Here is a 14,974-nt window from a genome sequence, read left to right on the forward strand (position 1 = left end):
CTTATCAGGTGTCCAGTCGGTTACAAAGCGGTGTGTAGTGGCCATGTGGTCTTTATCGGTTGTATAGCCGTAAGGGTTCTTTGCCCGTTTATGCAAAGCGATACGCTCATAGTTGGAGTAGATCTCCACGATAGTGCGGGAATACAACAGCTTAACCCGCTTGCCAATGAAGCGGTAAGGCACACTATAATAGTGCTTGTCAGGACCAAGATTAACGTGGCCGTTCTTGATCACCTTAGCGTAAAAGTGCTTTTTGAACTGGTAAAGCAGGACAGGCAGCGGTATCAGGGTATGCCGTTCGATCTCTTCAAACTGTAGCCTGCGGCTATAGTTACGTCCTTTAAGCAACTGGCTGTTATGGGTTTCCAATGCTTCCCAAATACCTGTATTCAGCTCTTTTAAAGAATGATAGGTAACCCGGTTGATAGGCGCGTAGATCTTGGTATAGATGATCTTAACAGCACCTTCTACCAGTGCTTTATCACGCGGGCGGTACGCCCGCGCTGGTAGTATGGTGGTGCCGTAATGATCTGCAAAGTCCTCAAACGTTTCGTTCAGGGTGGGTTCATAGCGGCTGCTTTTGGTCACGGCTGCCTTCAGGTTATCGGGCACAATGGCGGCGGGAACGCCGCCGATAAAGTGCAGCGTATTCTCGCAGGCTGCAATAAAGTCTTCCTTTTGCTGGCTCGGAACCGCTTCTACATAGGTAAGCTGGCTGGCTCCGAGGATAGCCACAAAGACCTCTACTGCAATAACTTCACCGGTATCCTTGTCGGTATAGCTTAGCTTTTCGCCTGCAAAGTCCACATAAAGCTTATCACCGGCTTTGTGATCCATGTGCATGGTCGGGTTGACCCTGGCTTTCCATTGGTTGTAATAAAAGCAGAATTGGCTGTATTGGTAGCCATCAGGAAACTCTTTACGGTAGGCTTCCCATAGCAAATAACGGTTGACGCTGGTGCGTTTGAGTTCTTTATCGACGTGGGGGAAACAGCGCTGCATGGACTGCATGCGGCTGGTGGGCGGGTGTTCTTTGCTTTTCCCGAAGAGATCTTCGAGTTCCTTATCGTTAAGGGCATCGATCTCTTCGAAGGTAAAGCCGCTGGCTTTAAAGGCTGCCAGGTACTTCTTTACGGTATTCCGGGATGCATCAGTCTGAGCAGCGATGGTCATTATAGGCCGCTGCTGGCTGTACATCCTTAAAATCTTTCTAATCTTACTCATGCTGATCGTCGAATTGGCCATGTTTGGAGGTATATGTTGCCTCCGAAAGATGGTTGCTTCTACAGCATTTGCTACACGTTCAGGGTGGCCAGTTTGTCCCGGAATCCCCTGGTCAGTTTGCCCCGGAATTGGTGGTCAGCTTGCCCCGGAATCAGGTAGTCTGGTTCATCAGAATCTCCACAACCCCCACAACCTCTAAATCGGCAAGCTTTAAAGAATTATAAATTATCACATCTCGCATATATATGGTGGAGAAAAATGAGATGTTGTAAATAATAACATATCTATAATACATCAAAGGTATGATTATGTCCTTTTTTACCAACAAAAATCTTGACTAAAGTCTAATAGAATTAACCATATTCACCGCGGTCGCGAAGATAGCCCAAGCCGAAATCAAACGTCAAGGGTATACAAGCGGGCCGCTTTGTCCGCTTCCTGCGGCTGGCCCGCCCTTGACATTTGATTCGGCTAAGCGCTTTTGTTGCTTAAGCGTTGAATAAGGCGTGGTCGTTCATAAAGCACTTAACCATCAACAATAGTTAATATTCAGATCAAAATAATGAGTAGCTTCATAACTCAAAAATCATAAACTGATTTTAACTTTTATATTTGAAATACGTTGTAAAAGATTAATGTCAAATTTAAACCATTACCTTCATAAACTTACTCACCTAAAACGTGGCATTACAAAGTATGGTTTGGCACCGCACAAGCCCGTTTTGCTGATTACGCTGCTTGAACTTATCAATAATGGCTATTTCAATCAAAACCGCGTTTTCATTGATACCGAATTGGTAGGTACATTTCAGGAGAACTGGCGCATATTAGTTAGTACTCTCCATCAACCAGATTTTACCCAGCCTTTCTTTTATCTGCAAAGTGACAAATTAGATAACAAAGCGATTTGGCAATTAAACGCTAAACCTGGTTGTCAAATTAATGCTCATATTAAAAGTGTCAATACGCTGATCCAAGTTTTGGAATATGGACAATTCGATCCTGAATTGTTTCAACTGCTGGTAGAGCCAACATTCCGGCAAACTATATTGTTGGCATTGCTCTCCACATATTTTCCAGAAACACAACAGGCGTATTTTAAAGACAAGCAATCAGGTAAGGGATATTATCAAGATTTGCAGCAATATGTTTTGAATGAACCTGAAGCAAAGTATAAAACCGTCAGAGTTGAAACCGAGGAAGATGTATTTGTTCGTGGAGGCCTATTTAAAAAATTGATCCCTAAAGTTTATAATAATACTTGTTGCATTACGGGGATGAGATTGGAAAGCACATTTGGTCACAACTTTATTGATGCTTGTCATATTACACCATTTAGTGTATCCCATGATGATAAAGTCAGCAATGGTTTGGCGTTGTGCCCTAACCTACATCGTGCATTTGACCGGGGTTTGATCACGGTTGACTCCAATTATTATGTAATTACATCCAACCACATAAACGAGGATATCATACACGCTTATAGTTTAAATCAGTTAAAGGGGAAAAAATTAATCCTACCAACGGCTCAGCAATACCGGCCCGCAGTGGAAAATCTTGAATGGCATCGCAGCCAGATTTTTAAGGTATAGTTTTATCAAATATCAACTACCGAATAAAACTCGGTAGTTGATATGCAACAGCTCAACCAACTGCTAACTTTTTTCTTAGCAGTTGCATATCCGAACTGATCTTATGATCTAAAACTTTCGCATATATTTGGGTTGTTTTTATACTGGTGTGTCCCATCATCTTGGCAACACTTTCTATTGGAACACCGTTATTAAGCGTTACCGTTGTGGCAAAAGTGTGCCTTGCAATATGAAATGTAAGTGGCTTTTTAATTTTGCAAATGTCTGCGATCTCTTTAAGATAAGCATTCATTTTTTGGTTGCTCATTACCGGGAGTAGCGTGTCTTTAACAACGCATTGTGGGTGATCCTCGTAGGCTCGAATAATGGATAGCGCAACGGGCAAGACTGGTATTCTCGAAAGTGTATCCGTTTTTTGCCTACTGGTATATATCCATAAATCGCCATCAATCCCCTTGACAAGTTCCGAACGTTTTAACTTATGAACATCTACATAGGCCATACCAGTATAACAACAAAAAACAAACATATCTCTGACCGTTTTTAGTCGCTCGACGCTGAATTTCTTTTTGCTTAACCGGCGTAGTTCTTCTTCAGTCAAGACCTCTCTATGTACCGCTTTCTGTTTGGGCTTATAGTTTACATATGGATCAACTATAAGCCAACCATTGCCCAGGCAGATGCGAACGATCTTGCCAAGGTTCTTGATGTATTTGATAGCAGAGTTGTTTCCACATTTGCGTACGCTTCGCAAGTAGTATTCAAAATCGTTCAAAAAAGTGAAGTTAATTTTTGTTACGGCTATATCTGAAATGTTATACTGCAATTGCATAAAATTTTTGGTATGCATTAAACAGGTTTCATAACGCTGCAATGTGCTTTTCTCAAACTCTTGCCCAACAAGACTTTTCATTTTTTGATTATGATCTTCAAATACTGCCAATAATGTACGCGCTTTCTCATGCTTACCCACAAAGCGATTCTTTATTGTTTCTGCTGTGATGGATTCATCACCCTCCGACATTTTGCGATGGAGTTCAAGGACTTTAAATTGGATATTATCAAGATAAGCGTTTAACGTTTTAGAATCCGCTTTTGACCCGGTGGCGCGACCGCTTATGGCCTCCCACCGTTGAGGCTCACATTTTCGGCTGACGGCAAGTTCAGTACGTTGGCCATCGACGGTAATTCGTAAATAAACTGGCATTTCACCAGATTGATAATTTTTTGGCTTTCTCAGGGAAAACAGCAAAGAAATAGTAGTTCTCATGACTTTTGATTAATTAAAAGTGAAACAAATTTGATTAATTTGTCACTTGGAATCAAGATGTTCAATTACTGAACAAGTTGTAAATTAACTATTTACGGTGCAATTCGGGAGTTTTCTACGCAGACCTGACATGACTCCCGAATTATTCGCATATACTATGCAAAAAGATGAATAATTTGGTATGCCCTGAAAATGAAAAACCCCTTAGATGATGTCATCTAAGGGGTTTTTACTGTTTTTGATATTAAAAAAGCGGAATGGACGGGACTCGAACCCGCGACCTCCTGCGTGACAGGCAGGCATTCTAACCAACTGAACTACCACTCCGTTTGGGATTGCAAATATACGCACCTTTTTGTTTTACACAACTCTTTTTTAAAATTTCTCATTTTTATTGTTTTCCACTTAATTCACGTCATACAGACACTTTATCAAAAATTACGTTAAATTCGTTTTTTCATACCAATTGCAAACGGCTCTCGTAACCTTTAAAGAACAAAAACATGCTGCTATTAGGCATCGATATAGGCACTTCGTCGGTAAAAGTATGTGTTGTTGATGCTGAAAGCCAAAGCGTTATCGCATCCGCCCAATACCCGGATGTAGAGTCGCCCATCATTTCGCTGCAAACCGGTTGGGCAGAGCAATCGCCCGAAATGTGGTGGCAGCAAACGCAGTACGCCCTGGCTTTGTGTGTAAAAAAAAGCGGTTTCGAAGCAAAAAATATTTCTGCAATTGGCATCGCTTACCAAATGCACGGCCTTGTTTTGGTGGATAAGGGGCAAAAGACACTTCGTGACAGCATTATTTGGTGCGATAGCAGGGCGGTTGAAATAGGCGATAAAGCTTTTAATTATATCGGTACCGAAACCTGTTTATCGCATATGCTTAATTCGCCGGGTAACTTTACGGCATCAAAACTGGCGTGGGTAAAGCAAAACGAGCCAGAGATTTACAATAAGATAGACAAGATGATGCTCCCCGGCGATTATATCGCCATGAAATTAACGGGCGAGATCACCACCTCGGCATCAGCCTTATCAGAAGGCATCTTCTTTGATTTTCAATTCAATGGCCTTTCAAAAGATATTATAGATTATTTTGGTTTTAGCGATAAGCTGTTCCCAACGGTTAAGCCTGTATTCTCGTCACATGGCCGCGTTACGGCGGATGTTGCATCGTTATTGGGCCTAACGGCGGGTATTCCGGTTACTTACAAGGCCGGCGACCAACCCAACAACGCATTATCACTAAACGTGCTTAAGCCAGGCGAAGTAGCTGCTACGGCGGGAACGTCGGGTGTTATATACGGTGTAAGCGACCAGTTGGCGTACGACCCGCAATCGCGCGTGAACACATTCGCGCACGTAAACTACACCAACGAGCGTAAACGCCTCGGGGTGTTGCTTTGCATTAACGGCACCGGCAGCCTGTACCGCTGGATTAAAAACACATTCGGTAGCACCCTTACTTATGAGCAGATGAATAAAGAGGCTGCAAAAGCACCAATTGGCAGCGATGGCCTGCGCATTTTACCTTTTGGAAACGGCGCCGAACGGATGCTGAACAATAAACAAATTGGTGCGCACCTGCATAACATTGATCTTAACTTACATACCCCCGCCCACATCTTTCGCGCTGCTCAAGAGGGTATTGCCTGTGCATTCCGTTATGGGTTGGATATAATGCGGGAGAACGGCATGAACCCCACTGTGATCCGCGCCGGCAAAACCAATATGTTCCTGAGCGATCTATTCACCCAAACTTTTGTAAATGCCACGGGTGTGCCTGTGGAGTTGTATAATAATGATGGTAGCCTTGGCGCAGCTTTGGGCGCGGGCATCGGTGCAGAGATCTATTCATCGCAGGCGGAGGCTTTTAGCAAAGCCGGGCGCGTGGGCTACATTGAACCGGATAATACCGAAGCCTTTGAGGCGATTTACCGGGATTGGAAAGCTATTCTTGAAATGCATTTGCAAGGGACGCAAGACAATTAAGAATCAAGACACAAATAACTAATTTGCCAACTCAATAATAAATATAAATCCATGGGAATAGTAACAGGAGAAAAAGAGTTTTTTAAAGGCGTTAGCCAGGTTAAATACGAAGGGCAACAATCTGATAACCCGCTGGCGTTTCGCTGGTATGACGCGGATAAAGTGGTAGCCGGCAAAACCATGAAAGATCACCTGCGCTTTGCATGCGCCTATTGGCACTCTTTCAATGGTAACGGCGCCGATCCTTTTGGCGGGGCTACGCATATTTTCCCTTGGGATGCGAAAGCTGATGCCGTTGAACGCGCGAAAGATAAAATGGATGCTGCCTTTGAGTTTATCACCAAAATGAACTTGCCATACTATTGTTTCCACGATGTGGACGTGGTAGATTATACCAACAACCTTGACGACAACGACCGCCGCTTGCAAACCATGGTTGAATATGCCAAACAAAAACAGGCCGATAGCGGCGTTAAGTTACTTTGGGGAACCGCAAACGTATTCAGCCATTCGCGCTATATGAATGGGGCATCCACCAACCCCGATTTTAATGCGCTGGCACATGCAGGTGCACAGGTTAAGGCCGCCATTGATGCAACTATTGCTTTGGGTGGCGAGAACTATGTTTTTTGGGGTGGACGCGAAGGTTATATGACCTTGCTGAATACTGATATGAAACGCGAGCAGGAGCATCTTGCTAAGTTTTTACATACCGCAAAAGATTACGCCCGCAAGCAAGGCTTCAAAGGCACTTTCTTTATCGAGCCAAAACCCTGCGAGCCAACCAAACACCAGTATGATTATGATGCTGCAACCGTGCTTGGGTTTTTACAGAAGTACGATCTGTTGGGTGATTTTAAATTGAACTTGGAAGTTAACCACGCAACCCTCGCCGGGCATACATTCCAACACGAGTTACAGGTAGCTGCTGATAATGGCCTGTTAGGTTCGATAGATGCGAACCGCGGCGATGAGCAGAACGGCTGGGATACCGATCAGTTCCCGAACGATGTGGCCGAGGTTACCGAGTATATGCTCATTATTTTGCAGGCAGGTGGCTTTGCCGGCGGCGGTATAAATTTTGATGCCAAGATCCGCCGTAACTCTACTGACCCTGCCGACCTTTTCTACGCCCACGTTGGTGGCATGGATGTTTTTGCGAGGGCGCTGATTGCTGCTGATAATATCCTCCAAAAATCAGATTATAAGAAAATAAGAAGCGACCGCTATGCCTCTTTCGACAGCGGTGCAGGTAAAGATTTTGAGGCCGGCAAACTATCATTAGAAGACCTGCGCAAATATGCCGGCAAAAACGGCGAGCCCGCCGTCGCAAGCGGCAAACAAGAATATCTCGAGAATTTGATTAACCGATATATATAACTATTATTAAGCTCCAATTATAAACCATTTTTAATCCAAGTCCCTAAATGAAGACCTTATCAAACGGCGATTATGTCGTGTTTTTTATCTACTTTATCATCGTATCCTGTTATGGGTATTGGATATACAGGCGTAAACATAATGCCGATGCTACCTCTAAAGATTACTTTTTGGCCGAAGGTTCCCTTACCTGGTGGGCAATTGGCGCATCACTAATAGCATCAAACATCTCTGCCGAGCAGTTTATAGGCACCAGTGGGTCGGCATTTAAAATGGGGCTGGCTATTTCTACTTACGAGTGGATGGCTGCGGCAACCTTAATTATCGTAGCGGTTTTCTTCATCCCGATATATCTCAAGAATAAGATTTTTACGATGCCGCAGTTTTTGAACCAGCGGTACAACGGCACGGTGGCTATGGTTATGGCTATATTTTGGCTATTGTTGTACATCGTGGTAAACTTAATGTCTATCCTTTACCTGGGCGCTTTGGCTATCAGCGGCATATCTGGTATCGACATCACGGTTTGTATTACTTTACTTGCTGTGTTTGCCGTTTTCATTACTCTCGGTGGTATGAAGGTGATTGGTTATACCGATGTTATACAAGTATTTGTATTGATATTGGGCGGATTAGTGGCTACTTACTTAGCTTTAAATTTGATCAGCGAAAAATCGGGCACAACGGGTTTATGGAATGGCTTGACCATTATGCGTACCGAAGCTGCCGACCACTTTAAAATGATATTTGATAAAAGCAATCCTAACTATATGGAGATGCCGGGTCTATCTGTATTGATTGGTGGTATGATCATCGTGAACCTTAATTATTGGGGTTGTAACCAATACATCACCCAGCGTGCCCTTGGTGCCGATTTGAAAACCGCCCGTGCGGGAATCCTATTCGCGGCCTTCCTAAAATTACTGATGCCAGTTATTGTGGTATTACCGGGCATCGCGGCTTACCTGCTTTATCAGAAAGGGATGTTCCACCAGGAGATGATGAGCTCAAAAGGCGTTATGGACCCTAACAAGGCCTATCCATCGCTTTTAAATTTATTACCAACTTACTTGAAGGGATTGTCATTCGCGGCGCTTACGGCAGCTATAGTTGCTTCGCTTGCAGGCAAGGCAAACAGTATCGCAACTATCTTTACATTAGATATCTATAAAAAAGCCATCAACCCCGAGGCTACAGATAAAAGCCTGGTTAAGCTGGGTAAATGGTCTGTAGTGGTAGCAATGGCGCTTGGTGTAATTATGTCGTTATTAATTGGAGAGCAATTAATGGGCGAAGGCAAGCAAGGCTTCCAATACATACAAGAGTACACCGGTTTTGTATCTCCGGGTATCTTCGCCATGTTTATATTGGGCTTCTTTTGGAAAAAGGCTACTTCTAACGGTGCGTTATTTGCCACCATTGGCGGGTTCTGCTTTTCGGTATTCTTTAAATTTTTACCCCGATTTGCAAACCTGGAATGGCTTAACCAATTCGGCTTCTCAAAATTAAACGAAAAAGGTGTTTACGAAATACCGTTTATAGATCGCATGGGCTTTGTATTCCTGCTATGCGTTCTGGGTATGTGGATCATCTCAAAAATTGACCTTGCCAAAGGGGTTAAAACTAACGGGCTTGAAATTGATGCCGCCATGTTTAAACCATCGCGCGCGTTTACTGCCGGTGCTTTAATTGTATTTGGTATTATCGTAGCACTGTATTCATTCTTCTGGTAGGATATTTTTCTTCAGATTGAAGGCGGCCTTGCCAAAGGCCGCCTTTATTTCTGCCCCAGCTTATCAAAACAACGCTGTAAACTATTGTGTTATATAATTAAACCACACACTATGCATAGCGCCACAGATAATATCCCACCACAAACCGAAGGCGAAAAAAACGACTTTATACATTTTGTTGATTGCGCAACCGTTGAAAAAGCACACCACTTATTTTTATTAGCGAAAGATAGACTAAAGGATATCTCGCAATGGCATGTGCTAAGCGGACCGCACTCGGCAAAGTTTGCTTTAACAGATACCCAGGGTAAAGAAATTTATAAGATGGCCGAAAAAGGCGACATATTTTATATCAATTTGCCCATCCCCACACCTGGCTCATTAGCCGGGGACGGTAAGGAATGGGTACGTATTGACGCTTTAGAAGAGGACGGTGATACCAATACCGAAAGTGAATACATCACTATAACAGTTAGGCCTATTGCAAACCCGCAACAGCCCGGTAAAGCAATAGCTCACTTTTTTAGCCACAACTCTACCAATACATTAATTGTAGAGCGGTATAAAAACCATGTTAGTGCCGCAGCATATGGCCGTAACGAAACCGCTAATAATACTGATACCGGCTTTTATGATACCGTGCGTAATACCATTATAGCATTGGGTGCCCGTAAGGGGTTATCCGGCCCGCAGTGGAAAGCATTAATTACCGGGATTCTTGAAAAACAATAAAATTCAATTATCGGTTTTTATTTTAAACTAATGGCAACGTTATAGTCTAACGCGTTACATTCTAAATAGTACTAAATTGAAAAAATCATATTTATTAACCGGAGCGGCTATTTTATTATTGAGTGCATCAAACATTCTTGCACAAGGTACCCCCAAACAAACTACTTCACCATTTATCTTCCCAGAATTTACTACCGGCACGGTATTCCAAAAAAATGGGGCAACGCTTGATGCTTTGTTAGATTATAATATAGTAACACAGGAAATGATGTTTGACCAGGAAGGCAAAAAAATAATTTTAGGCGATGTAAGTAATATCGATAGCATTGTTATTCAAAACAAGGTGTTCGTACCAGCCAGAAGTGTTTTTTTTGAAAAGCTTACAAAAACGCCTGTTGCTTTGTATTCGCAATATAAGGGTAAAATTGTTCAGGGCGATCCGCTCGAAGGCCGTATCGGTACAGCAAGCTCAACACTTACGGGTCAACTTGGCAACAGAAAAAACGACGTGGATAAACCCGGGAATTACGTTTTAAAATTTGCAACCGGTTATATGACAGAAATCCAAACAACTTATTGGCTTAAAGCCGGCAACGAATATAAGCAGATAAGTACCCTTAAAGCTTTTTCAAAGCAGTTTCCGGGTAAAGAGGCTCAAATTGACTCTTTTGTAAAAGAAAACAATATCAGCATAGCCAAGATGCAGGATATGCTTAAATTAACAGCGTTTAGCAATAAATAATCGGCTTTAATTATAAAAAGAAAGGCCGCCCAAATAATTGAGCGGCCTTTTATATTTACAGGCAATTAGAACGGGCCGCCACCTGGAGGGCCGCCCATGCCACCACCGCCACCTGGTCTGCCACCACCATTACCGCCACCATCTCTCATGCCGCGACCCGGATCAGCTGAAGGGGCCTTGCCTGAGAATTTTTGCAGGCGGAAAGTAAACGTTAGTAAGTAATAACGACCAAGCCTGTTTACGTTTGTTTGGGTAACGGTACTACCATTGGTCGTAGTAGCGAAACCTGTATTTTCATTAAATAAATCGTATGCGGCTAAACGCAGGGTACCACGATGATCTTTCAGGAACCTACGCTCTAAATATGCATTTAAAATATTAGGATTTTTGATATTAAGGGCCTCATCATAACCGTAGTTTAAAGTTTTGGTATAATCATAGCTTACGGTCCAATCTTTCCAAACGTAGTTTTTGCCGTTTAACCCTAATTCAAGCGAGCGGATATTTGTGTTTGAGTTGCCTAAAGATGTTAATGAGTTATCAGTTTTGCTCACGGTATATTTACCATATAACTCAGCATCAATTATGTCGGTAATATTAGTCCTAAAGCCCAAACGGGGTATTAAGCTAAGCGTTTTGGCAATATTCTTCTGTATTGGCGTAATGGTATTATCGGCATGTACATCCTGCGAAAAACCAATGTTGTTGGTATAGGTGGCGTTACCATTAAACGTCAAAGTATAACGGCGCTCTTTCCATGGTTTTGAGTAAATGATGTTAGCGCCTGCCGAATAGTATCCGTCTGTATTGAGATACTTTATTAATGTAGCATTTTTAAAGTTAACCAAGCTGGGGTCGGCTGCCAGTGCCGCAGCTGTAAAGTCCGATGCGTAGTTCACCGTATTTTGAACTATTTTGTTATCTGTTTGTGAAAAATTTAAGCCCACTAAAAAGATATTACCCGTTTGGAAACTGAATGCATTATAACGTAACGACAGATTGTTTGTAAACTCGGGATTCAAGTTAGGGTTACCTTGTACCGGGTATAAGGCATTTGAAAAATCAAGCACCGGCTGCAACTGATTGAAGGCAGGCTGATTACTGCTGCCATTATAATTAAAGCGTAGGGCCTGGCTCCTGCTAAAGTTATAATTAAAGCTTGCTGCAGGTATAATATTAAATGTTGATACACTAGTAGAGACGTTATTGCTAAGATTAATACCTTCCAGTTTAGCAGGTTGAGCGCCAACACCTAAGGTTAGATTATACTTCTTCTCAATCATGCGATAGTTTAATCCGAAACGGTTTGTGGTAAAAGTATAATTATAGTTGTTACTTAACAAAGCATAGTTGTTGTACAATTGAGGAGAGGCCATGTACAAGGTATCGGTTTCCTTATTGCTTGATGTAAAATTATGGCTAAAGGCGTAGTTAAGCTCCAGAAATGATACCTTACCAATTGGCTCCTGGTATGATAGGTTTGCGCCGTATGTATTAGTACGGCTATCGGTATAAATTACTTGGTTTGCCGGCGTAGTTCCCGAACCAATCGTATAGGTGTTTACCGGGTTATCAAACTGCGAGTTTTTATTTGTGCTTGCGTTAAAACCGATATACAAATTACGTTTGCTGTTTTTAAAACGGTGATTAAAATAGCCGTTTAATCCATAGCTTGGCGAAGTTGAATTACTAATAGAGTTTGATGTGTAAGCTAGCCTGGTAGTATCGTTCCTAACCAACGTTTGGTCGTCAAAGCTGTTGACATCGGTTGCGTTGTATGTAAACGAGGGGGTAACCTTTAAATTGTTAAGAGTGTCCGGTCGCCATTCCAGGTTAAAATTAAACCGGTGGTTAGTTGGTCTACTGGTTTCCTGGCTGCTTTGGGTACTTTGGCTCGGGTTATTGCCGAAATTGGTTTGCAACGTTGTAGAGTTAGTATAAGTACTATTATTGCTAAAGCTATAGCTACCGTAAACGGATAGGTTTTTACCCCACTGATCCCTAAAGTTTAAACCGATAGAACGTGCATTGGTAATACCATTTGCATTGGTTGTAGACCCCGTTGAACCGCCACCACGTGCAGCGTTACCCCGCCCGCCGCCACCACCGCCGCCAAAGCCACCACCACCTGCCGCGGCGCCTGTAGCAGCGCCATAGCTAAATGTGTTTACATTGGTGTTGTTAAGGTTTCCTAAAACTGAGATCTGCTGGTCGCCCTTAAATTTAAAAAAGTTTACAAGGCCTATGTAACGGGCATCGTTTTTAACATCTGCATTTTCTTGCTTCGGTAACCAGTCGCGGCCCGCGCCAGCCGTGGCCTGGCCAAAGTAACCGTAGTTTTTATCCTTGCGTATGGTGAAGTTTAAGATTTTGGCCGGTTCGCCTGTTTTAACGCCAGTAAGGTTTGCCTGGTCGCCGTAGTCATCAACTATCTGTACGCTTTCAATAACATCGGCAGGAAGGTTTTTGGTAGCGCTTTGTACATCGCCGCCAAAAAAGTCTTTACCATTTACCCGTACTTTGGTTATCTGTTTTCCCTGCGATGATACGGTACCATCTTTAGCTACATCAAGCCCCGGGATTTTTTTCAGTACATCTTCAATGGGAGCATTTTCGCGTACCTTATATGCAGATACGGAGTATTGTACAGTATCTTCTTTAAACACCACCGGATTAACACCTACAATGGTTACCGCACCCAATTGCCTGGTTGATGATTTTAATATTATGGGATCAAGCACAACGGCTTTGCTGTCTGCAGCAAAGGTGAAATGTTTAATAAGCCCTTCGTAACCAATAGAACTGATGGTTAACGTTATTTTGGTACCCTTTACTGCCGGGAAGGTGAATTTTCCGTCAACATCCGCAATGGTAACTGTACTGTCGCCAAGTTCGTTGCGCAGCTTTATGTTACTACCGGGCAGGGATAGTTTGGTAGAATCGATAATAGTTCCGCTTACAGGCCTTTCCTGCGCGGTAGATTTAAAAGCGTTAATGCAAATAAATGCTAATATTAAATAGAGGTACTTCATAATCATTTTTTACACGTAAGGGGCTGTTACAGTATCGGATAGACACATTTATTGAGCAAATGTTCACTTTATTCGGTTTAAATATTTAATAATCATAGCATTGTTACATATTTTAATATCTAAACGATAGGATTGTTACATTATCAAAATATAAAAGCCCTCCCAACTAATGTTGGGAGGGCTTTTAACAAACTCTTAATATACAGCTGTTGTATAGGCTATTGTAACCTAAAGGTAGATGCTACCTGATTGAAATTTCTCACGTTTAAGCCGGGGTGTGTAATTGATAGCGTGGTCATTGATGTACCTGCTATTACAACAACCCTAAAGTCTAAACCGGTGGCTGTAAAGTTAGCTTTCACATCAACATAACCTAATCCAAAATTTGACACACTTAACGTACGGTCAGCTTCGCTGTATGGAAGAGCGTAATAGCCGGTTCCGGAACCACTAACCCTAAAGTAAACCAATACGATACCCTGATCAACTACGCTTTGTGTAATTGCAGGTATGGTTAACCTTGTTAAGCCGGTTAATGTTACCGATTTGTTTGGTAACAAGAAACTTTGAACATTAGCCTGCCCGTCCTGTCCGTTTTGCCCATTTTGGCCGGCGGCACCTGTTTGGCCTGGTGCGCCAGTAGCACCGGCGGGGCCGGCAGGGCCTTGTGCACCAGTAGCGCCAGTGGCACCGGTTGCGCCTGTAGCTCCGTTAGTGCCGTTTGCACCTGCAGTGCCGTTAGCACCTGTTGCGCCATTAGTTCCGTTTGTGCCATTGGCACCCGTTGCGCCGGTCTCACCTTTTTCGCCTTGCGGCCCTTGCGGTCCAGTTGCACCTGTAGCACCCGTTGGGCCTACTGGTCCCCCTGCTGGTCCGGCCGGGCCTTGTGGTCCTGCGGGGCCAGCAGGGCCTGCTGTTCCTGTAGCACCCGTTGCACCCGTTGCACCTGTACCACCGGTTTCGCCAGTTGCTCCTTGTGGCCCTGCTGCACCGGTTGCGCCAGTAGCACCAGTGCCTCCGGTTTTTCCCTGAACGCCTTGCGGGCCCGGGGTTGTAGATTTTTTACATGCACCTGCTGTTAGTAGGCTAAGTGCTATAGTTGCTAATAAAAGTCTGTTTCTTTTCATAATCTTTTGTGAGTGTAGGGTCTTGTACGGAGTTATTAACATTTGGTTTCAAAAAATTATTTATGTGGAATAAATTATCTTTCAAATGCCAATGAATATGCCTACAGACGGGAGATAACATATGTTAACAAGTATTTCGTTTGGG

General features: G+C 43.2%; 10 protein-coding genes and 1 tRNA gene. 6 read left to right on the forward strand and 5 right to left on the reverse strand.

Annotation, left to right across the window (positions count from 1 at the left end; genetic code table 11):
* The coding region (gene istA / locus ACVW0P_RS20565) for an IS21 family transposase (protein ID WP_457133737.1) at positions 1–1,224 on the reverse strand (1,224 nt) is incomplete at its 3' end.
* Between the two features lie 635 nt (positions 1,225–1,859).
* Between istA and ACVW0P_RS20570 the strand changes: the two genes are divergently transcribed.
* The gene (locus tag ACVW0P_RS20570) at positions 1,860–2,816 is read left to right on the forward strand and encodes an HNH endonuclease (protein WP_457133738.1); all 957 of its coding nucleotides are present in this window, start codon (positions 1,860–1,862) and stop codon (positions 2,814–2,816) included.
* A 52-nt stretch (positions 2,817–2,868) separates the two neighbouring features.
* Here the strand turns inward: ACVW0P_RS20570 and ACVW0P_RS20575 are convergent, their stop codons facing one another.
* A complete protein-coding gene (locus ACVW0P_RS20575) occupies positions 2,869–4,086 on the reverse strand; it encodes a site-specific integrase (RefSeq protein ID WP_457133739.1) in 1,218 nt (405 codons plus the stop codon).
* A 253-nt stretch (positions 4,087–4,339) separates the two neighbouring features.
* Positions 4,340–4,413: transfer RNA gene (locus ACVW0P_RS20580), tRNA-Asp, on the reverse strand.
* 176 nt (positions 4,414–4,589) lie between these two features.
* On the opposite strand from ACVW0P_RS20580, the gene ACVW0P_RS20585 reads away from it, so the two are divergent.
* The 5 genes from ACVW0P_RS20585 (at position 4,590) to ACVW0P_RS20605 (ending at position 10,670) form a co-directional block, all read left to right on the forward strand.
* Positions 4,590–6,083 (forward strand): xylulokinase, encoded by a 1,494-nt coding sequence (locus tag ACVW0P_RS20585; protein WP_457133740.1) that lies wholly within the window; start codon positions 4,590–4,592, stop codon positions 6,081–6,083.
* Positions 6,084–6,134: 51 nt separating this feature from the next.
* On the forward strand, positions 6,135–7,463 hold the full coding sequence (gene xylA / locus ACVW0P_RS20590; protein WP_457133741.1) for a xylose isomerase: 1,329 nt from the start codon (positions 6,135–6,137) through the stop codon (positions 7,461–7,463).
* 47 nt (positions 7,464–7,510) lie between these two features.
* Positions 7,511–9,196 (forward strand): sodium/sugar symporter, encoded by a 1,686-nt coding sequence (locus ACVW0P_RS20595; RefSeq protein WP_354427207.1) that lies wholly within the window; start codon positions 7,511–7,513, stop codon positions 9,194–9,196.
* A gap of 111 nt (positions 9,197–9,307) precedes the next feature.
* Positions 9,308–9,928, forward strand: a complete 621-nt coding sequence (locus ACVW0P_RS20600; protein ID WP_457133742.1) for a hypothetical protein — start codon at positions 9,308–9,310, stop codon at positions 9,926–9,928.
* 76 nt (positions 9,929–10,004) lie between these two features.
* A complete protein-coding gene (locus tag ACVW0P_RS20605) occupies positions 10,005–10,670 on the forward strand; it encodes a hypothetical protein (RefSeq protein WP_457133743.1) in 666 nt (221 codons plus the stop codon).
* A 65-nt stretch (positions 10,671–10,735) separates the two neighbouring features.
* Here the strand turns inward: ACVW0P_RS20605 and ACVW0P_RS20610 are convergent, their stop codons facing one another.
* Together ACVW0P_RS20610 and ACVW0P_RS20615 are read right to left on the reverse strand one after the other, a co-directional pair.
* Positions 10,736–13,702, reverse strand: coding sequence for an outer membrane beta-barrel protein (locus ACVW0P_RS20610; RefSeq protein WP_457133744.1), 2,967 nt, complete (start codon positions 13,700–13,702; stop codon positions 10,736–10,738).
* A gap of 218 nt (positions 13,703–13,920) precedes the next feature.
* Positions 13,921–14,829 carry a hypothetical protein gene (locus ACVW0P_RS20615; RefSeq protein ID WP_354427198.1) on the reverse strand — a complete coding sequence of 303 codons (909 nt, stop codon included), beginning with the start codon at positions 14,827–14,829 and terminating at the stop codon, positions 13,921–13,923.
* Between the last annotated feature and the right edge of the window lie 145 nt (positions 14,830–14,974).

The sequence above is a fragment of the Mucilaginibacter sp. UYNi724 genome, from assembly GCF_054057495.1.